Source organism: Thioclava sp. PTB-PU3-1 (assembly GCF_055666785.1).
In genome coordinates, this window is record NZ_JBVNVL010000001.1 from 949,708 (window position 1) to 969,956 (window position 20,249).

Sequence of the window (20,249 nt, forward strand, 5' to 3'; positions counted from 1 at the left end):
GGCAAAGGTTCCCAAAAAAGAACCGGGCCACCCGTGGGCAGCCCGGTCCTCTTTTGACGTAACGGATCGTCTCGGGATCAGATGTTGCCCTTCGACAATTCCCCGGCGATGAAATCCGCCTGCCGGATCGCGAGCGCCACGATGGTCAGCGTCGGGTTCTCTGCCGCGCCGGTCGTGAATTGCGAGCCGTCCGAGATGAACAGGTTCGGCACGTCATGGGTCTGGCCGTGTTTGTTCACCACCCCGTCGCGCGGGTTCTCGGACATCCGGTTGGTGCCGAGGTTATGCGTCGACGGATAGGGCGGCGTCGGCAGCGTCCGGGTCGCGCCCACCGCCTCGTAGATCGCCTTCCCGCGAGCATAAGCGTGATCGCGCATCGCCCGGTCGTTCGGGTGATCGGTGTAGTTCACGTTGGCCACCGGCAGCCCGTAGGCGTCCTCGACCTTGTGGTTGAGCGTGATGCGGTTGGTCTCCTGCGGCATGTCCTCGCCGACGATCCACATCCCGGCCATGTTCTCGTAGCTGTCGAGCGCCGAGGTGAACTCGCGCCCCCAGCCGCCCGGATCGAGGAAGGCCGCCATGAAGGGCAGACCGAGGCTGAGCGTCTCCAGCTCATACCCGCCCACGAACCCGCGCGAGGGATCGTGGCGCGCCTCATCGCGGACGATGCCCGCCATCGTTGTGCCGCGCCACATCTTCACCGGCTTGTCGAACACGCCATAGACCGAGCCCGTGGTGTGACGCATGTAGTTGCGCCCCACCTGCCCCGAGGAGTTCGCGAGCCCGTCGGGGAACATCGCCGAATGGGAATTCAGCAGCACGCGCGGGCTCTCGATGGAGTTGCCCGCGACGCAGACGATCTTGGCCTTCTGCATCTGCAGATTGCCCTCCTTGTCGAAATACTCGACGCCGGAGGCCATGCCCTGATCGTCATGCAGGATGCGCGCGACGTGGCAGTGATCGCGCACCTCCAGATTGCCGGTCGCCTCGCCGCGCGGAATATCGGTGTAGGCCGACGACCACTTGGCGCCCCATTTGCACCCCTGGAAACAGAAGCCCGTCTGCTGGCACGAAATCCGGTCGTCATAGTCGATCGAGTTGATCGCCATATGACCGGTATTCACTTCCTCATAGCCGAGCGCCTTCGCGCCTTTCTCCAGCACCTTGAAGTTGTTGTTGCCCGGCAGGCCCGGACGGTCGCCGGTGCGGGTCACACCCAGCTTGGCCTCCGCCTTGTCGTAATAGGGCGCAAGCTCGGCCGGATCGATCGGCCAGTCGAGCAGGTTCGCCCCGTCGACATTGCCGTAATGGGTCTTCGTCTTGAACTCGTGGTCCTGAAAGCGAAGGCTCGCGCCGGCCCAGTGGATCGAGGTGCCGCCCACCGCCTTCACGATCCATGCGGGCAGACCCGAGAAGTCCTTCGCCACCCGCCAGTCGCCGCTCGTGGTGCGCGGCTCGGTCCAGGCGAGCTGGCCGAAGCTTTCCCATTCGTCGTTGATGTAATCCTCGGGCAGATAGCGACCGCCCGCTTCGAGCGCCACGACCTTGACGCCCTTCTGCGCCAGTTCGTTGGCCAGCACGCCGCCGCCTGCGCCGGTGCCGATGATGACAACGACGCTGTCGTCGCTCAGATCAAATTTCGCAACCATGTCTGCCTCCCTTACAGCCAGTCGATGTCGTCAAAACCGCGGTTGATGTAGCCGCCCTTGGAATAGGACTCGCCCTCGTAGCCGAAGATCGGCCAGACCGCTTTCTGGTTGTAGAGGCCGGTCACCAGACCACCCCGGATCTTCTGGAAGAAGGGGCTCTCCTCCATGCCCCGCAGGATCGCGACGCGATCCTTCTCCCAGCCCGTCTCGAGGTAATTCGCGAAGCCTTTGCCACGTGCCGCCGCATCGAGCGCGGCAATCCCCGCCTCGATCTCATCGGCCGTATCGGCAGTGTCGTAGCCCTTCACCGCGATGACATAATACTGGTCGTCGATCTTGTCGTGCGGATAGATATCGCGCGCCATCTGCACGAGCGTCGCGAAGGTCGTGGGCTTGAGCGCCGAGAGCTCGGTGGCCCAGGCGGCATTGCGCGCCGCCATGAACCCCGAACCCACGACGAAGCTCGCCCCTGCCGCGGTAACCCGCGCCAGAAGCTGCCGTCTGGTCAGCCCTTTCGAGCTTGCCTTGGTGGTCATTGTCGTCTCCTCCCTGATGTCTCCCTTAGGAAAATCTCACTTGAAGCGGCCTTCGCGCGCGAGCACCTCGATCTGGTATCCGTCCGGATCGGCCACGAAAAAGAACTTCGCGACGACCTCCCCTGCCGGCGCGAATTCCACGAGTTTGCGAGGCGCGAGGCCCTCCGCCTCGAAGCGCTTGTGTTCGGCTTCGAGATCATCGACCGAGACCGCGAAATGGCCATAGCCATCGCCGAGGTCATAGGGCTCGGTCCGGCCCTTGTTGACGGTGAGTTCCAGTTCGAACTCGCTTTCGGGATTGCTCAGATAGACGAGCGTGAAATCCGGAAAGTCGAGACGGTCGGCGACCTTGAGGCCGAAAGCCTTGTCGTAAAACGCGACCGAGCGGTCCTCGTCGAGGACACGGATCATGGAATGAATGGATTTTGCCACCGGTTGCTCCCGCTGTAGTGCTGTCAGTTGTCCTGAGAGCCTAGCAGCGGGCCGCGGTGGGGCGGGTAGTAGGTCTATACTACCCCTGAAGAATGTTTGACGTCAGGCTTGCGCTTACTCTGCGGCGACCGCGAGCGGGGCACGATCGGTCGAGATTTCCATGAATTTCAGGCACGCACAGCGCAGCAGCGACGTGAAGTTCGACGGCTCCCCGCGCAGCTCCAGCACTTCCGCATGCAGCGTCGAGATAAAGGTCGGCGTGGACACCCCATCGCGCGCGGCGATCTCGTCGAGAATGTCCCAGAATGCGTTCTCGAGCCGGATGCTCGTGCTCTGGCCGTTGAGCCGCAGCCTGCGCGTCTCGCTGGAATAGCGCTCCGGGTCCTGACCCGCAAAAACATGGCACATATCGTCTCTCCTCCCTCAGATCCGATTGCCGAGGCGAACCAAGATTCACCCGAGACTCAAGAATATGGTCAATCCGGGGCGGGTCAATCGTGTTGTGACAGGGGGGCTGGGCGCGTCGGGCTATGGGGTCGCCCCGAACCCTCCCACGAGGTCACGCACCACGCGCTCCGCCGCCGCCAGCGCGCCTTCCATGTAGCCGCCCATCTCGGGCGCGGTTTCCGAAGACGCGAAATGCACACGGCCCTCACGGAGCCCGCGCAGCACCGACGGCAGGCCGTAATCGGGGTGGAACCTGAGCGGTTCGAGATCGGCCTCCGTCGCCGTTTCGGGCGCGACGGCCCAATCTTCGAGCGCATAGGTCAGCGGCTTGGCCGCCTCCGGCCCGAATATCCGGCCAAGCTGCTCGAGGGCGGCAGCTTTGACCACTTCTTCCTGCCCGATCCGCGCCCGCGCCGGCACGCCCAGAAAGCCGAACAGCGCAGCGGGCGCGCCGTCTGGCCCGGACGCATCATGGATTTCCGCCAGAGGGCCGCGCTGGCTCATCGCATCGCCCGACAGCCCGGCCTCGCGCCAGAACGGTCGCTCGTAGAGAGCGACGAATTTCGCGTGCCCCGCCATCCATGTCGGGATCGCGCGGAGCGCCTGCATCTGCGCCTCGCTCAGCTGCGGCGCGAAAGACATCTGCGCCGCAACGCGGGGCGGCACGGCCAGCACGACATGCTCCGCCTCGCAGGCCCGACCGTCCTTAAGCGTGACCGAGGGCCCTGCCCCGATTTCGACAACGCGCGATCCGGGATGAAGCTGCGCGGCGGGAAGGGCGGCGGCAAGCGCATTCGTCAGCGCGACCATGCCGCCTTCGAGACGCCACGACCCCGCCATGCTGGCAAAGCCCATATTGCGGTGAACCTCGCCGCTCGCATCTTCCAGCGAAACCGCGCCGCGCGCGAACTGCTCGAACTTGCGCAGGTTCAGCGCCTCGGTGAGCGCGGCGATCCGGGGCTGGCCGGGCCAGAACCATGACGGGCCGAGATCGACCCTGCCCGTTGCGGTCTCAAGCGCCTTGATCCGACCGCCAAAGCGCGGCCGCGCCTCGAACAATTCGAAAGAGACACCGCGCGCGTGCAGATGCCGCGCGAGCGCCAAGCCCGCGAGCCCGCCGCCCACGATCGCGACCTGCGTTTTCATGGAAGCCTCGTCATTGTGAGAGATCGTTTCCCGTCACTGATCCGGCGCGGCAACAAAGCGCAGATGCCCCGTCTTGATCCAGAACTCGGCGCCGCCCGACCCGGCCTGAACCTGCAGCGGCTGCCCGTCAGGCAAGCGCAGCCACGATCCCTCGCGCAGGTCATCGCCGCCTTCGGACAGCGTTCCGCCTAGCACGAGCAACTCCATCCCGCCCGGATCATCTAGCGACAGGGTCGCATCCGGCGCGAGCCGGAAATAGCGGACGATCTCCCGCGCGTCGCGATGAAGTTCAGCGCACTCCACGCCCTCGCCGGTCTGGGTCAGATCGGCCCGCATATCCTTGTGAAACTGGTTGCGGTCGTCCGGGTCGAACTGCCAGAGCTTCACGAAGATCGTGCAGCCACCTTCCGATCCCGGCCGGTGCCGGGTCTGCGGCGGATTGCGCACATAAGTCCCCGCCGGATAATCGCCGCTCTCGTCCTGGAACACGCCTTCGAGCACGAGATATTCCTCGCCGCCGCCATGCGTATGCGCCGAGAAACTGTGCCCCGGTGCGAAGCGCACGATGCTCGTCGCCCGCGCCACCTCGTCGCCGATCCGGTCGAGCATCCGCCGCTCGACACCCGCCGACGGCGAGCCGTGCCAGTCGAGCGTGTCGGAGTGAACGAGCACGCGCTCCGAGAATTCCGCGTTGATTTCCATGTGCCCTCCGAAATGTCTGCCCCAACCCGGGCTGGACTGTCGCCCCGCCTTAAAACGGCGCGTAATTCGGAGCTATGCCCGGAAGGCGGAATTTCAAATGGAGGGGAGCCGCGAAGCCCCTCCGCTATTCCACGCGTCGCAGATCGTCGAGCTGAACCGAGATCGCCTCGCCGGGATAATCGGCGGGCTTCGGCAGCTCGGCAATCAACATCGTCGGGCCACGTCCGGCCAGCGCCACCGCCTGTCCGTCGGGGCCCGCGATGATGGACTTGCCACCGAAATCGATGTCTCGATCGGGACCGGCGTAATTCGCATAGACCACGACGGCCGCGTTCTCATTCGCGCGCGCCCGCACGAGCAGATCGGGGACGTGATCGTAGCCAACCGGGTTCGCCGTCGGCACGAGGATCAACTCGGCCTTCGCTCTCGCCAATGCCCGCGCGTGTTCCGGGAACTCGATATCGTAGCAGATCAGCAGGCCGGTCCGGATCCCATTCAGCTCGAAGACGGGCGGCGTTTCCGTCCCGAAGGCGAAACTCGCGCGCTCCATCTCGCCAAAAAGCTGGATCTTGCGATAGTGCCCGACCCGCGCGCCTGTCTTGTCGAGCACAGACGCCGCGTTGAACACGTCATCGCCCAGCCGTTCAGCCCAGCCATAGCAGATCGCGCAGTCGTTTTTGCGCGCGATATCGCCCATCGTGGCGCACCACTCTGCGCCGAGCGGCTGCGCCTGCGCGCGATGGTCCTCGGGCCGGTTGTAGCCGGGCAAGATCAGCTCGGGCAGCACGACAAGATCGACGCCGAGCCTCGACAGGCCGCGCACCCATGCCTCGATAGTCGCAAATATCTGCGCCGGATCAGAGGGAAGCGGGTGCGGCTGGACGAGCGCGATTCTCATGTTTGTCTCCATTCTCGACAAACAAGCGTATCGCTTGCGTCGCAGCCCGTCACCCTGAGCAAAGCCGGAAAACTCTGCCTACGGGCGACAGACGTCTGGAGAGAGGGTCAGGACGAAGGCAGCCGCGAGAACCTGTCCAGTTCAATCAAGACAGGAGTTTCGCCTTGGCCTCCCGCAGGGCATGCGCGAGTTCGAGATAGCCGGCATTGCCATTATTGAGATGCATCAGCTCATAGTGGTCTGCCCAGTGGTCGATCCGCGCACGCGGCACACGGTCCGACCACGCACCTCTGCGCAGCCGGATGGCCCCGTCTTCCAAGCACTCTACTTCGATACGCGTTTCGATCATAACGATCTCCATCTCTAACTCGTCAAGGGCGCAAGAGGCTCGCGATACAGCCGGGGCCCTCCCGAAAATAACATTTTTGCGAATAGACAACTGTTGCGAATAACCCACTGGTAACAAAGGAATGCGACTCCGCGCATTGCGGATTTCCTCAGTTTTTTCCGCGGTAACAGCGAATTGACTCACGGCGTGCCGAAATCCCCCCTGAGTTGAATGCTCAGCGGGTGGTCCGGCAGGGTCAATTTGGAGTGGCTGGCCTCCGGGCGAGAAGCGAAGCCCCCGCCTTAGAGCGATCTGGATCTGCGGTCCGTGCAGCGGTGCTCACCCACCAGCATCAGCCCGGACTGGACGCCATCAGACATCGGATGCCGCAACTGACCGCCTAAGCCGATCCTTCAAACCCGCTTGGCTAGAAACGCCGCAGCAAGATCCGGTGTGGCGATCTGGGGATAATCCGCCTCTGCAATCGCGACGCCGAAGCGCTGGTTGAGCGCGATCACCAGATTCAGGATATCCATCGAGTCGAGCTCGAGATCGTCCTGAAGATGGTCCGATCCCGCGATTTCGGCGGGATCGAGATCGGGGGCGACGCGCACAAGTTCCTCGATATAGGCGCTGCGGATTTCGTCTTCGGTCATAGCTCCTCCGGGGTTTGCAGCTTCGCGTCGATCGCGGTCAGGAATTTCGAGCCCAGCCGCCCGTCGCTCACGCGGTGATCCGCGGCGAGGGTCAGCGTCACGGCCTGCGCGGCGATCACCTTGCCATCGCGCACCAGCGGTTGCGGGCCGGGCGCACCGGCGGTGACGATGGCGACCTGCGGCGGCACGATGATACCGGCCATCGCCTCGACCCCGCTTTCGCCGAGCGCCGAGAAGGTCAGCGTCGCCATGCTCATCTCCGAGCTTTTGAGCCGCCCGGCACGGGCGCGCATCGTAAGGTCGCGCATCGCCTCCATCAAATCCTGCAGGCTCTTCTTGTCGGCATCGAGGATCGCAGGCGCGACAAGCCCGCCGCCCCTGAGCGCGATCGCCAATCCGAGATGGATCGCCGTGGAGGGCGTAAACCCATCCTCGCCATAATGCCCGTTCACCGCCTTTTCCTCGTGTGCCGCCAGCGCCATGGCCTTCATCAAAAGCGCGCCCATCAGGATGCGCTCTTCGGGCGGGCGGTCCGCATTGGCGGCGCTCAGCCAATCGCTCGCAGCAGTGAGGTCGACCGTGTGAGTGACGTAGTAATGCGGGATCTCGCGTTTGGACCGGGCCATCGCGGCGGCGATCGCCTTGCGCATCTCGGCGAGATAAGCGCCGCGATCTTGCGCCGGGCTCGGTGTCGCGGCGGGTTTCGTCGTCTCGACATCGGCGAGGACGATTGCGCCCCCCGGCCCGCTCCCGGTGAGGCTCTCCAGCGCGATCCCGAGTTCCGCCGCGCGTGCTTTGGCGGCGGGTGATGCGGCGATGCCTGCTGCTGTGGCGGCAGGCGGAGCACTTGGCGGCGCCGCTTCCGCAACGGGCGCGACGGGTTCGGTCGCAGTCTTCGGTGCAACTGGCGGCGCTTCCTCCGTGGGTTCCGCCAGCGCCTCCCCCGGCGCCTGAATAACGGCGAGCGGCGCGCCGACGGGCAGGCTCTGGCCCAGTTCGGCCACCAGCTTTTCGACCACGCCGTCCTCGAAAACCTCGATCTCGATCGCGCCTTTCTGGGTCTCGACCACCGCAACGATATCGCCGTGCTTGACCGTATCGCCGGGCTTCACCAGCCATTCGACCAGCTTGCCCGCCTCCATATCCGCGCCGAGCGAGGGCATCTTGAAAACGGCCATCGCGTCACCCTTTCCCGAGCGTCGCCTTCACGGCGGTCACGATGGCGGGCACTTGCGGAATGGCGGCGTCCTCGAGATGTTTGGGATAGGGGATCGGCACCTCGGTCGAGCACACCCGCCCCACCGGCGCGTCGAGATGCCAGAAGGCCTGCTCGCCGATCCGGGCCGCGATCTCGGCCGAGAGCGAGCCGGACCGCCAGCCCTCATCCACGATCACCGCGCGGCGCGTGCGCGCAAGCGATGCCATGATCGTCTCGTCATCGAGCGGGCGCAGGGAGCGCAGGTCGATCACCTCGGCCTCGATCCCCTCGCCTGCCAGCACCTCGGCGGCCTCGAGCGTCTTCCACAGCGATCCGCCATAGGTGATCAGGCTGATATCCTTGCCCGCACGCCGGATCGCGGCTTTGTCGATATCGACCGGCCCGGCATTCGCCGCGATCTGCCCGGTCATGTTGTAGAGCATGACGTTCTCGAAGATCAGCACCGGGTCGGGGTCTTCCAGCGCGGTCCAGAGCATCCCGCGCGCGTCCTCAAGCGTGGCAGGCGCGAGGATGCGCAGCCCCGGAATATGCGCATACCACCCTTCGAGCGAATGGGAATGCTGCGCCGCCAGCTGCTTACCCGCACCGGTCGCGAGGCGGATCACCACGGGCGCGCCGAACTGCCCGCCCGACATGTGCCGGATCGTGGCGGCGGTGTTCATGATCTGGTCGAGCGCGAGCAGCGAGAAATTCACCGTCATCACCTCGACGATGGGGCGCATTCCTGCCGCCGCCGCGCCAATTCCAGCCCCGGTGAAGCCGGACTCCGACAGTGGCGTGTCGCGGATGCGATCCTCTCCGAATTCGTCCATCAACCCTTTCGAGACCGCGTAGCAGCCGCCGTATGCGCCCACATCCTCGCCCATCAGGAAGACCCGATCGTCGCGGCTCATCGCGTCACGGATGCCCTGCTTGACCGCCTCGCGATAGGTCATCTCGACGGTCTCGGCGCTGGGTTCGGGCGGTGCGGGCGGCGCGGGGCGGTCCTCGGCCATGACATGGCGGGTGAGCGTCTCGAGCGGCTCCCATTCGCTCGCCTCGGCATAGGCGACGGCGGCGGCGATCTCATCCTCGACGTCCGCCTCGATCTGCGCGACCTCTTCGGGATGCATAAGCCCGGTCTCGTAAAGCCAGGTCTGGAACCGTACGATCGGCCCCTTCTCGCGCCACGCGGCCACCTCGTCCTTGTCGCGATAGAGCTGGGCGTCGAACATCGAATGCGCCCGGAACCGATAGGTCAGACATTCGAGGAAATAGGGTTTGCCGGTCTCGCGGATCGCGGCGAGCGCGCGGCGGGTGGCGGCCTCGACCGCGACCACATCCATCCCGTCGACCTGTTCCGTCACCGTGCCATAGGCCGCCGCCTTGCGCCGGATGTCGGTCTCGGCCTCGGTCCGCGCCAAGGCCGAACCCATCGCGTAGCCGTTATTCTCGCACACGAACAATACCGGCAGCGACCAGAGTTGCGCGAGGTTCATCGACTCGTGGAATTCGCCCTCGGCCACAGCCCCTTCGCCGAAGAAGCAGGCGGTGACATTGGGCGCGCCCATCATCCGGTCGCGCAGCGCGAGCCCCACGGCCAGCGGCAGCCCGCCCCCCACGATCGCATTCCCGCCATAGAAATTGCGCTCGGCGTCGAAGATATGCATCGAGCCGCCCCGCCCGCCCGAGGCGCCGGTGGCCTTGCCATACATCTCGGCCATCACGCGTTCCATCGGCACGCCGCGCACCAGCGCGTGACCGTGCTCGCGATAGGTCGCCACGACGCGATCATCCGGGCCAAGCCGCGGGATCACGCCCGAGGCCACCGCCTCCTCGCCATCGTAGAGATGGAGGAAACCGCGGATTTTCTCCTGCGTGTAGAGCTCGGCGCATTTATCCTCGAAGTGGCGCACACGGATCATCGCCGTGAGCAATTCGCGGATGTGGTCATGGGTCAGGTGCGGTTTGTCGGCAGTCATGTCTCGTCACTCTCCAGCGTCGAAATATCGCCTTCCGGCAGGCCCAGCTCGCGCGCTTTCAGAAGACGGCGCATGATCTTGCCCGAACGGGTCTTCGGCAGGGTTTTGCGGAACACCACCTCGCGCGGGGCGACCGCCGCGCCGAGTTTCTTGCGTGCAAGGCCCCGGATGTCGCGTTCTAGATCCTCAGAAGGCTCAAAGCCCGGATTGAGCGCGACATAGGCCTTCACGACCTCGCCCGCGGTCTCGTCGGGCAGGCCGATCACGGCGGCCTCGGCGACCGCCGGGTGCTCGATCAGCGCGCTTTCGACCTCGAAAGGGCCGATCAGGTGGCCGGAGGATTTGATCAGATCGTCGGCACGGCCCACGAACCAGAAATACCCCTCCGCGTCGCGCATCGCGAGATCGCCCGAGAGATACCAGCCATCCACGAAACACTTCTTGTAGCGTGCCTCTTCGTGGAGATAGGCGCGCATCATCGACGGCCAGCCGGGGCGCAGCGCCAGTTCGCCGATCTCGCCGGGCTTGCAGTCGCGCAGCCCCTCATCGACACGCTCGACGATCCCCGCCTCGATCCCCGGCAGCGGCTTGCCCATCGAGCCGGGATGCACATCCATCGCGCGGGTATTGGCGATCATGATGCCGCCGGTCTCGGTCTGCCACCAGTTGTCGTGGAAGGGTTTGCCGAAGACCTCGTTGCCCCAGACCACGGCCTCGGGATTGAGCGGCTCGCCCACCGAGGCCATGAACCGCAGTTTCGAGAAATCGTAAGGCTCGGCCGCCTCTTTCCCTGCGCGCATCATCATGCGGATCGCGGTGGGCGCGGTGTACCAGACCTCGATCTGCTCGCGCTCAAGGATGCCATACCAGCGGTCGAGATCGAAATCGGCCTCGTCGATAACCATCCGCACACGGTTCACCAGAGGCGAGATGATCCCGAAGGAGGTGCCCGTCACCCAGCCCGGATCGGCGGTGCACCAGTAGCGCGTGCCCGGCGTCAGCTCGAGCGCATAGCGCCCCGCGGCAGCGTGCATCACCACCGCATTATGCACATGCACCGCGCCTTTCGGGCGGCCCGTGGTGCCGGAGGTGAAATGGATCAGCGCAGGGTCTTCGGGGGCCGTGCGGACCGTCTCGAACTCCTCCGAGGCCGCCGCCATCGCAGGGCCGAGTGCGACGCAATCGTCTGGCGCCTCGTCGCCGATGATCAGCACCAGTTTCAGGGACGGAATCTCGTCACGCCAGGCGGCAATCTTGCGCCGGTAGATCGAGGCAGTCGTGATCAGCGCATTGGCCTCGCCGATCTCGAGCCGGGTGCGCAAGGGCTCGGGCCCGAAGGCGGAAAAGAGCGGCGAGAAGATCATCCCGGCTTTCAGCGTGCCCAGCGCCGCGACGTAGAGATCGGGTACCCGCCCCGCGAGACCGAAGAGCCGGTCGCCCGGTTTCAGCCCGTGGCTTGTCAGCACATTGGCGAAGCGCGCGGTCCGGGCGGCGAGGTCGTCATAGCTCAGGCTTTCTCGCGCGCCGTCCTTGCCCAGCCACAGGATCGCCTCATCTGCCCCATGACCCGAGGCGACATACCGATCCACCGCCTCATAGGCGATGTTCAGCCCGCCATCGGGAAAGCCGTCGAGCATCGCCCGCGCGGTGTCCCAAGTGAACGCCTCGCGGACCTCATCGGTCAGCGTGGCGGCTGCCCGTTCGGCGGCCGGCTTCCGGATAATCGCCCAAGTCATCACACCTCCTCCCATGGTGATGCCAGTCGATGGGCCGCCCCTGTCACGAACGGCCATGACCTTCCCTAGGCGAAGACAGGAGGCAGTTTCATTGATGTGGCTCAACGCGGGAGCGGAAATTATCTGCGGGTTGCGCGCGATACGACCAGATGCCCCAGCAGCGGCGGCAGCAGGCTCATCGCCCCGGCGAGCGTCAGCCCCGCGATTCCGGGCGACGGCAGCTGCAGCACATCGGAGAGCCCCGGCAGCCACAGCGCCCCGGCGATCAGCACGAGACACAGGACAAGCGCCCCCCAGACATAGGGGTTGCGCGTCACATCGTTGCGCAGGGCGTGGGTGTCGGCCTCGCGCATGTTGAACACGTTCCACAACTGGCCCAGCGCGAGTGTGACGAAGGCCACGGTGACGGCGGCGGCGGGCTCAAGCTGCAGACCGTAGAGCGCCCCCCCGAAAGCCAGCATCGTCGCCAGCGTGACGATCGTCCCGAGCGCAATGATGCGCCCCCATTCCCTGCGTGCGAGGATCGGCTCGGCGCGGTCACGGGGCGGGCGGCGCATCTCATGGCCGTCCCCATGCCCCAAACCGAGCGCCAGCGCGGGGAAGACATCGGTGACGAGATTGAGAAACAGGATCTGCAGCGGCAGGAGCGGTGAAGGAAGCCCCACTCCCACGGCGATCCCGACCACAAGGATCTCCGAGAGATTGCACGACATCAGGTAGACGATGAATTTGCGGATATTGCCGAAGATCACCCTGCCCTGTCGCACCGCCTCGACGATGGTCGCGAAATCGTCGTCCTTGAGCACCATATGCGCGGCCTCGCGGGCGACCTGGGTGCCGCGCTGGCCCATCGCGATGCCGATATCGGCTTTCTTCAGCGCCGGCGCGTCATTCACCCCGTCGCCCGTCATCGCGACAGTCTCCCCCTCGCGCTGATAGAAGCTGACGAGGTCCAGCTTCGTCGCCGGTGCCACGCGGGCGAAGACGCTAGCCTTGCGCAGGCGGTCGAGCGTTTCCTCCGGGGCGTTTTCCAGATCGAGCCCGGTGAGGTCTCGCCCCTCGATCGCCACCGCGCCGTTTCCGCTGATCCCGGCATCCTTCGCGATGCGCGCGGCGGTCTCGGCATGATCGCCCGTCAGCATGATCACCCGGACCCCGGCGCTCTGGCAGGCCGCGATCGCGGGGGGCACATCCTTGCGCAACGGATCGGCGAGGCAGGCAATCGCGACCAGCGTCAGCCCCTCATAGGGCGCGTCCTCCGCCCCGTCCGTCCGCTTCATCGCGAGGCCGATCCCACGCAGTCCCTCGCTCGCGGCGTCCGCGTTCCGCGCGATCCAGTCGGCCTTGTCTTCGGCGCTCAGAGGGCGCGGGCCTTCCGCCCCCAGAACCTCGGAGCAAGAGGCGATCACCGCCTCGGGCGCGCCCTTCACCGCATAGAGCGCGCGCCCGTTCGGCAACGCATGGACGGTCGCCATCATCAGGCTGTCGCTCTCGAAAGCATGTTGGAACAGGCGTGGCTCCGCTTCGTCCTCGGTCACCCCCGCCTGTCGCGCCGCACTCAGCAAGGCCAGTTCGGTCGGGTCGCCGATCCGGCCCTCATCGCCATCGCCCAACTCGGCATTGTTGCACAGCATGCCGATCTTCAACGCGGCGCGCAGACGGTCCTCCGCGACACCGGTCTCCGGCCCATCCAGATCCACGCTCCCCCCGTCGAGCAAGACCTGCACCACGCTCATCCGGTTTTCGGTCAGGGTTCCGGTCTTGTCCGTCAGGATCAGCGTCGTCGCACCGAGCGTCTCAACCGAGGACAGGCGGCTGATCAGGGCATTGCGCTGCACCATGCGCCACATCCCGCGCGCAAGCGACAAGGTGGCCACGACGGGGATGCCTTCGGGGATCGCGGCCACGGCAAGAGCGACCCCGGTCTGGATCATACTCGTGAGCGGGTGGCCCTGCGCCATTCCCGTCACGATGATCGCGATGGCAAGAACGATCGTCAGCCAGACCAGTCGCTGCCCGAGCCGCGTCAACTGGTGTTCGAGCGGTGTGGGTTCCGTGCTGGCCGCCATCGCAAGCTGGCTGATCTTGCCGATCTCGGTCTCCATGCCGGTCCGCACCACCACGCCGGTTCCGGCCCCCCGCGTGACCGCCGCCCCTTTGAACCCCATATTGGTGCGATCCCCCAGCACGACGTCGGATGGCAGCGGTTTGGTGGTCTTGAGCACCGGAAGGGACTCGCCGGTCAGCACGGATTCGTCGCAATGAAGCCCCGACGCCTCGACGAGCCGCAGATCGGCGGTCACCACATCGCCCGCTTCGAGCATCACGAGATCGCCAGGCACGAGATCGCGGGCATCCACCTCGATCAGAATCCCGTCCCGACGGACTCGGGTGCGGACCTCGGCGACGCTGAACAGCGCCTCCATCGAGCGGGTGGCGCGCAACTCGGTGAAAAACCCGATCGCGCCGTTCAAGAGCAGCACGACGAGGATCGCCAGCGCCTCGACGATATCGTTAATGACCAGCGAGAACACCGTTGCCAGAACGAGAAGCGCGACGATCACCCCCTGAAACTGATGCAGCAGGATGCGCAACGCGCTTCGGGGCTTGGGACGTCGCAGAGCGTTCGGGCCGTGACCCGCGAGGCGCGTGGCGGCCTCCTGAGCGCTCAGCCCGTTCGGAAAAGGGACGGACAGACGCGCAATCACCGCCTCGGCGGTTTCGGCAAAAGCTGGCGCGGCGTCGGTATCCTGCATCACGAGGCCTTCAGTCATCCCGAGGCGATGGTAAGCCTTTCGGCAGGCAGCGCAATCGCTCGGACTTGCGTAAGGATGCCACGGGTCAAACTCGCCTCTGCCACCGTCCCCTCACCCGCGATTCACAAATCGTTGATCGAGATCAATGACGTTCTGCGCCTGTCGTCTCAGCCTAAATCTCGTGTCGGGCTGCGATCTTGGACCGCGAACTCGACCGGGAGGAGGAGGAAAACATGCACATTTGTAAAGCCATGATGGCGGCGGCAAGCGTCGCCGGCGCGCTCTCAGCGAGCGCGGTACGGGCGGATGGCACGGTCGAAGTCCTGCACTGGTGGACTTCGGGCGGCGAGGCCAAGGCCGTCGGAGAACTGAAGAAAGCCTTCGAGGCCGAGGGCGGCGAATGGATCGACTCGCCGATTGCGGGCGGTGGCGGCGATGCCGCGATGACGGCGCTGCGCGCCCGCGTCGTGGCCGGCAATCCGCCGACGGCCGTGCAGCTCAAGGGGCCGGGTATCCAGGAATGGGCCGAGCAAGGCGCGCTGAACGACGTTCAGTCCGTCGCGGACGAAGGCAACTGGGATGCGGTCCTGCCGCCAGCGCTGGCCGAGATCATGAAATATCAGGGCAAATACGTCGCCGCGCCGGTCAACATCCACCGCGTCGACTGGATGTGGGCTAACCCCGAGGCGCTGAAGAAGGCAGGCGTCGAGGAGATGCCCACGACATGGGACGAGTTCAACGCCGCCGCCGACAAGCTGCAGGCGGCGGGCATCGTGCCGCTCGCCCATGGCGGTCAGCCATGGCAGGACGCGACGCTGTTCGAAGACGTGGTGCTGGGCATCGGCGGCGCCGATTTCTTCCGCAAGGCGCTGGTGGAGCTCGATCCGGAGGCTCTGACCTCGGACATGATGGTCAAGTCCTTCGACCAGCTGCGCAAGCTGCGCGGCTATGTCGATCCGAACTTCTCGGGGCGCGACTGGAACCTCGCGACCGCGATGGTGATGCGCGGCGAGGCCGGTTTCCAGATCATGGGCGATTGGGCCAAGGGCGAATTCCTCGCCGCCGGAAAGGTGCCGGAACAGGATTTCCTGTGCTGGCCCACGCCGGGCAAGGGTTTCGTGCTAAACTCGGACAGCTTCACCTTCTTCAAGGTGGAGGGCGAAGACCGCATCGAGGGCCAGAAAGTGCTCGCACGACTGATCATGTCGCCCGAGTTCCAGAAGGTGTTCAACCTCGCCAAGGGGTCGATCCCGGCGCGCACCGACGTGCCGCTCGACGATTTCGACGCCTGCGCCAAACGCTCGCATGCCGATCTGCTGGCAGCGATCGAGAACGACACGCTGGTGCCTTCGATGGCGCATGAGATGGCGGTGCCGCGCTCGGTGCGGGGCGAGTTCCTCGATCTCGTGACCGCTTTCTTCAACTCTGACATGAGTTCTGAGGACGCGGTCAAGCAACTTGCGGCCGCGATCAAGCGCGCGCAGGAAAACTAGGGCCTGCAATGCCCGGAGGCACGGGGCCCATGGCAAGGTTCGGGCGGGCGCTGGAACGGCGCCTGCCCGCGATCGTGGTCTCGCCGCTTTTCGCGGCGAGCCTGTTCTTCGTTTACGGCTTCATCCTCTGGACGGCCTATATCTCGCTGACCCGGTCGGGGGTGATGCCCAACTACGAGTTCGACGGGCTGAGCCAATATGTCCGGCTCTGGGAGACGCCACGCTGGTATGTGGCGATCCGCAACCTCTTCGTCTTCTCGGGCCTGTTCATTTCGATCTCGATGGCGATCGGCATCCTTCTGGCGATCCTGCTCGATCAGAAGGTGCGGATCGAGGGGGTGATCCGCACGATCTACCTCTACCCGATGGCGCTCAGCTTCATCGTCACCGGCACGGTCTGGAAATGGATGCTGAACCCCGGCCTCGGGCTGGAGCGGCTGATGCATCAGGCCGGGTTCGAGAATTTCAGTTTCGACTGGCTGGTGAACTCCCATTACGCGATCTACACGGTTGTGATCGCAGCCGTCTGGCAAAGCTCCGGCTACGCGATGGCACTGTTTCTGGCGGGGCTCCGCTCGGTCGATGACGAGGTCCTGAAAGCGGCGGCGATCGACGGCGCGGGGCTGTGGCGCACCTATACCGGCATCGTGCTGCCGATGCTGCGGCCGGTGTTCTTGTCCACCGTCATCATCCTCGCCCATCTCGCGATCAAGAGCTTCGATCTGGTGATCGCGCTGACCGGCGGGGGGCCGGGCTATGCCACCGACATGCCCGCCACCTTCATGTATTCCTTCGCCTTCCAGCGCAGCGAGCTGGGCGTGGCGGCGGCGAGCGCCACGATGATGCTGATGACGGTCATCGCGATCATCGTGCCCTATCTCTACTCGGAACTGAGGAAGACCAGCGGATGAGTGGGCGCAACACAAGCGGGATCGTCCAGCGCAGGGGCCTGCATCACAGCCTGATGCGCGCCGTGCTGTTCGCCGTGCTCGGGGTGTTCTGCATCTACTACCTGATCCCGCTTCTGGTGATGATCTCGACCTCTCTGAAATCGCTGACCGAGATCCGGGAGGGCTCGCTGATCAGCCTGCCGAAAGAGTTCGACTTCAGCGCCTGGGAGAAAGCCTGGAACAGCGCCTGCGTGGGCGTACGCTGCAACGGGCTGGCACCCTATATGTGGAACTCGGTGATGATGACCGTGCCGGCGGTAGCGATCTCGACGATACTGGGCGCGCTCAACGGTTACGCTCTGACCAAATGGCGCTTTCGCGGCGCCGACACGATTTTCGCGCTGATGCTGTTCGGCGCCTTCATCCCGTTTCAGGTGATCTTGCTGCCGATGGCGCGGGTGCTGGGCCAGCTTGGCCTTGCGGGCACGATCCCGGGGCTGATCCTCGTACACACGGTCTATGGCCTCGCCTTCACCACGCTGTTCTTCCGCAATTTCTTCATCGGGGTTTCCAGCGGCATCATTCAGGCGGCGAAGGTCGACGGGGCGGGCTTCTTCGGCATCTTCTTCCGGCTCGTGCTGCCGATGTCGCTGCCTGCCATCGTGGTGACCGTGATCTGGCAGTTCACCCAGATCTGGAACGATTTCCTGTTCGGCGTGGCCTTCACCACCGGCGACAGCAACCCGGTGACGGTGGCGCTCAACAACGTGGTGAACACCTCGACGGGGGTGAAGGAATACAATGTCGACATGGCCGCGGCGATCATCGCGGCGCTGCCGACGCTGGCGGTTTATGTCGTCGCCGGAGCCTGGTTCGTGCGCGGGCTCTCGGCCGGAGCGGTGAAAGGGTAGCAATGGCAGCGGGAATTTCCCTTCAGGGCGTGCGCAAACGCTTCGGAACGAACGAGGTGATCAAGGGTATCGACCTCGAGATCGAGGCGGGCGAGTTCATCGTCCTCGTCGGGCCCTCGGGCTGCGGCAAGTCCACCCTGCTCAACCTGATCGCCGGGCTCGAGACGCTGAGCGACGGCCATATCGAGATCGCCGGGCGGCGGGTCGACGACACCCCGCCACGCGACCGCGACATCGCGATGGTGTTCCAGTCCTACGCGCTCTACCCGACCAAGACGGTGCGCGAGAACATCACCTTCGGGATGCAGACCCGCCACGTCCCGCGCGCCGAACAGGCCACCGCGGTCGAAGAGTTCAGCACGCTCTTGCAGATCCATCCCTATCTGGATCGCAAGCCCGGTCAGCTTTCGGGCGGCCAGCGCCAGCGCGTCGCGATGGGCCGGGCGCTGGTGCGCAAGCCCGAGGTCTTCCTGTTCGACGAACCCTTGTCGAACCTTGACGCCAAGCTTCGGATCGAGATGCGCACCGAGATCAAGAAGCTGCATCAGCGGCTGGGAAAGACTGTCGTCTATGTCACCCACGACCAGATCGAGGCGATGACGCTGGCGACCCGGATCGCGGTGATGGATAATGGCCATATCCGTCAGGTGGCCGAACCCGGAGAGATCTACGACGATCCGGTGGACCTCTTCGTCGCGAGCTTCATGGGCTCGCCGTCGATGAACATGCTGCCCGGCGCCCTGCGGCGCGATGGGCAGACGGGCGCGCTGTCGGTGGAGGTGGCCGAGGGCACGGCGGGGGCGCTTCGCTTTCCCCTGCCCGCGCGGTTCGCAGAGCGGATCACCGCCCCCGACGGGCACAAGGTTGTTCTGGGGCTCCGGCCGGAGGCGATCTTCATGGCCGGGACCGAACTGCCCGGCCCCGACCGTTTCGTCTTCGAACGCCCGGTCGATCTGGTCGAGCCGACCGGCCCCGACACGATGATCGTCTTCGCCCTTGGAGAGACCGAGGTGATTGCCCGGGTTCGCCCGGAAGACGCCCTGCCCCCTGGTTCCCCCTTCAGCTTCGAGGTCGATATGGGCAAGGCCAAGGTCTTCGATGCCGAGACCGGCCTGCGCCTGTGACGCGGATCTTTGAAAGCCCCCTAAAGCCCCCCGCGCCGATTGGCGCAACGCGGCTTTCGGCTATCGTCTTCGCAAGAGGAAAACCCGGTGGAGCGTCAAAGCTTACAGCAGGCCGCGACTTGCAGCGATGCTCGCAGCTTCTCTCAATGTCTTGGCCCCGAGGCGGTCCGCAGCGCCCCTTAGACGGGCCTTTACCCCGCCGACGGAGAGCTGCAATTCATGGGCGACCTGCTTGTGCAGATAGCCCTTGGAATAGAGTTGAAGGGCCTGCATTTGCGCCTCTGTCGGCATCTCGGGCTCGGCGGCATGGATGCGCGAGAGCACCGTCTCGATCTCTTCCATTTCGGAGACGTGCAGCTCTCGGTCAGCGCGCGCAAAGATCCCGAGGCTCCGCTTCGGCATCTCTTCCGTCCCATGGATCGACACGACACTTCCGAATTCGAAGCCAAATTTCCGATAGTCGCGCATGAAGTCCGTGCCGACGAAGCTGTCGATGTCCTTCCATCGCGCATAGCCCGAATTTTCCTGACACCAACGCAACAGCGGGTCGGCCAGCGCCAGTCCAGAAAAGGTATAATGATTGATCCAGTCAGCCGGAAACAGATTCAACTCGGCCTCAGGCGCGAAGAAACCCGCCCGCAAAGCGATGTAGCAACCGGCTGGCGCGCGTTCGGCGAAAAGACTTTGAAAATCACTTAGCATCGTGTCGTTTCGATCTTCCATTCCCTCCGAGGGATTTATAGTCACCAAAGAGGAGAGCTCAATTAGGCCAAGCTAGTGCCGCGGCGTTTTGGTCAAGAATTTCTGTCAAGTTTATACAAGGATAGCTGCATGATCGACGTGCATGAAATGCGCCAGAGCTTGCAACGTCTGGGTGAAGTATCGGATTGGAAATTCGCCCTAGGGCTGCACATTCGCTTTGCCAATCCTACGCTGCTCTACCAGACATATCCACAAGAATGGATGAATTTCTACACCGCAAATGGCCTCGTATTCGTCGATCCGACGGTCAAGTGGGCGATGACCCATACGGGGATTTGTGATTGGTCCGAGCTCGCGGATCAAGACGAGAGCAATGTGTTCGGTCAGGCCGCCGAATTCGGACTGCGCTTCGGGAAGGCCATCGCGATCGGGGAGACCTCCCGGTCCGCTGGATTTTTCACACACCCTTCGCGGAAGATCGAAGACGCCGAGGCCGAGCAAGCCCAAGCGCTCCTGGAAGAGCTTCACGAGATGACGAAGGGTGTCGAGTCGTTGCCCGAGGGCGAGTTGGAGCGGCTCCGGTCTGAACTCCGTTTCTGAGACGATCCGGAAAGCCGGATCGTCCCCGAGAAAGCGCAGCAAGCCCGTGCTGTGTTCGCCCGA

General features: G+C 64.7%; 19 protein-coding genes. 5 read left to right on the forward strand and 14 right to left on the reverse strand.

What is annotated here, in order from left to right; translation table 11 throughout:
• Positions 1-77: 77 nt before the first annotated feature.
• The 13 genes from ACZ7GB_RS04355 to ACZ7GB_RS04415 all read right to left on the reverse strand — a co-directional run bounded on the left by ACZ7GB_RS04355 (position 78) and on the right by ACZ7GB_RS04415 (position 14,466).
• Positions 78-1,649 (reverse strand): GMC family oxidoreductase, encoded by a 1,572-nt coding sequence (locus ACZ7GB_RS04355; protein WP_472157761.1) that lies wholly within the window; start codon positions 1,647-1,649, stop codon positions 78-80.
• Between the two features lie 11 nt (positions 1,650-1,660).
• Positions 1,661-2,185 carry a Twin-arginine translocation pathway signal gene (locus ACZ7GB_RS04360; protein ID WP_472157762.1) on the reverse strand — a complete coding sequence of 175 codons (525 nt, stop codon included), beginning with the start codon at positions 2,183-2,185 and terminating at the stop codon, positions 1,661-1,663.
• 36 nt (positions 2,186-2,221) lie between these two features.
• A complete protein-coding gene (locus ACZ7GB_RS04365) occupies positions 2,222-2,617 on the reverse strand; it encodes a VOC family protein (RefSeq protein WP_078545828.1) in 396 nt (131 codons plus the stop codon).
• 114 nt (positions 2,618-2,731) lie between these two features.
• Positions 2,732-3,025, reverse strand: a complete 294-nt coding sequence (locus ACZ7GB_RS04370) for a ribbon-helix-helix domain-containing protein (RefSeq protein WP_078530393.1) — start codon at positions 3,023-3,025, stop codon at positions 2,732-2,734.
• Between the two features lie 120 nt (positions 3,026-3,145).
• On the reverse strand, positions 3,146-4,210 hold the full coding sequence (locus tag ACZ7GB_RS04375) for a flavin monoamine oxidase family protein (protein ID WP_472157763.1): 1,065 nt from the start codon (positions 4,208-4,210) through the stop codon (positions 3,146-3,148).
• Positions 4,211-4,243: 33 nt separating this feature from the next.
• Positions 4,244-4,912 carry a cupin domain-containing protein gene (locus tag ACZ7GB_RS04380; RefSeq protein ID WP_083078815.1) on the reverse strand — a complete coding sequence of 223 codons (669 nt, stop codon included), beginning with the start codon at positions 4,910-4,912 and terminating at the stop codon, positions 4,244-4,246.
• Between the two features lie 124 nt (positions 4,913-5,036).
• The gene (locus ACZ7GB_RS04385) at positions 5,037-5,810 is read right to left on the reverse strand and encodes a carbon-nitrogen hydrolase family protein (RefSeq protein WP_472157764.1); all 774 of its coding nucleotides are present in this window, start codon (positions 5,808-5,810) and stop codon (positions 5,037-5,039) included.
• Positions 5,811-5,955: 145 nt separating this feature from the next.
• A complete protein-coding gene (locus ACZ7GB_RS04390; protein ID WP_472157765.1) occupies positions 5,956-6,159 on the reverse strand; it encodes a hypothetical protein in 204 nt (67 codons plus the stop codon).
• 392 nt (positions 6,160-6,551) lie between these two features.
• Positions 6,552-6,794: an acyl carrier protein gene (locus ACZ7GB_RS04395; protein ID WP_078539928.1), complete on the reverse strand. Its 243-nt coding sequence runs from the start codon at positions 6,792-6,794 to the stop codon at positions 6,552-6,554.
• Complete coding sequence (locus ACZ7GB_RS04400; RefSeq protein WP_472157766.1) at positions 6,791-7,972, reverse strand: dihydrolipoamide acetyltransferase family protein; 1,182 nt, start codon at positions 7,970-7,972, stop codon at positions 6,791-6,793. The genes ACZ7GB_RS04395 and ACZ7GB_RS04400 overlap by 4 nt, the downstream gene beginning before the upstream one ends.
• Positions 7,973-7,976: 4 nt before the next feature.
• Positions 7,977-9,974 carry a pyruvate dehydrogenase (acetyl-transferring) E1 component subunit alpha gene (pdhA, locus tag ACZ7GB_RS04405; protein WP_472157767.1) on the reverse strand — a complete coding sequence of 666 codons (1,998 nt, stop codon included), beginning with the start codon at positions 9,972-9,974 and terminating at the stop codon, positions 7,977-7,979.
• Positions 9,971-11,710 carry an acetate--CoA ligase gene (gene acsA, locus ACZ7GB_RS04410; protein ID WP_472157768.1) on the reverse strand — a complete coding sequence of 580 codons (1,740 nt, stop codon included), beginning with the start codon at positions 11,708-11,710 and terminating at the stop codon, positions 9,971-9,973. Before acsA ends, pdhA begins: the two co-directional genes overlap by 4 nt.
• 119 nt (positions 11,711-11,829) lie before the next feature.
• On the reverse strand, positions 11,830-14,466 hold the full coding sequence (locus ACZ7GB_RS04415; RefSeq protein ID WP_472157769.1) for a cation-translocating P-type ATPase: 2,637 nt from the start codon (positions 14,464-14,466) through the stop codon (positions 11,830-11,832).
• Positions 14,467-14,699: 233 nt separating this feature from the next.
• On the opposite strand from ACZ7GB_RS04415, the gene ACZ7GB_RS04420 reads away from it, so the two are divergent.
• Genes ACZ7GB_RS04420 through ACZ7GB_RS04435 form a run of 4 tightly spaced genes read left to right on the forward strand, consistent with a single transcriptional unit; the run spans position 14,700 to position 18,884 of the window.
• Positions 14,700-15,959 carry an ABC transporter substrate-binding protein gene (locus ACZ7GB_RS04420; protein WP_472157770.1) on the forward strand — a complete coding sequence of 420 codons (1,260 nt, stop codon included), beginning with the start codon at positions 14,700-14,702 and terminating at the stop codon, positions 15,957-15,959.
• 29 nt (positions 15,960-15,988) lie between these two features.
• A complete protein-coding gene (locus ACZ7GB_RS04425) occupies positions 15,989-16,870 on the forward strand; it encodes a carbohydrate ABC transporter permease (protein ID WP_078519888.1) in 882 nt (293 codons plus the stop codon).
• On the forward strand, positions 16,867-17,760 hold the full coding sequence (locus tag ACZ7GB_RS04430; RefSeq protein ID WP_472157771.1) for a carbohydrate ABC transporter permease: 894 nt from the start codon (positions 16,867-16,869) through the stop codon (positions 17,758-17,760). The genes ACZ7GB_RS04425 and ACZ7GB_RS04430 overlap by 4 nt, the downstream gene beginning before the upstream one ends.
• Positions 17,761-17,762: 2 nt before the next feature.
• The gene (locus ACZ7GB_RS04435) at positions 17,763-18,884 is read left to right on the forward strand and encodes an ABC transporter ATP-binding protein (protein WP_472157772.1); all 1,122 of its coding nucleotides are present in this window, start codon (positions 17,763-17,765) and stop codon (positions 18,882-18,884) included.
• Positions 18,885-18,986: 102 nt separating this feature from the next.
• Here the strand turns inward: ACZ7GB_RS04435 and ACZ7GB_RS04440 are convergent, their stop codons facing one another.
• A complete protein-coding gene (locus tag ACZ7GB_RS04440; RefSeq protein WP_172976147.1) occupies positions 18,987-19,493 on the reverse strand; it encodes an autoinducer binding domain-containing protein in 507 nt (168 codons plus the stop codon).
• A 222-nt stretch (positions 19,494-19,715) separates the two neighbouring features.
• On the opposite strand from ACZ7GB_RS04440, the gene ACZ7GB_RS04445 reads away from it, so the two are divergent.
• The gene (locus tag ACZ7GB_RS04445) at positions 19,716-20,186 is read left to right on the forward strand and encodes an autoinducer binding domain-containing protein (RefSeq protein ID WP_472157773.1); all 471 of its coding nucleotides are present in this window, start codon (positions 19,716-19,718) and stop codon (positions 20,184-20,186) included.
• Positions 20,187-20,249 lie beyond the last annotated feature (63 nt).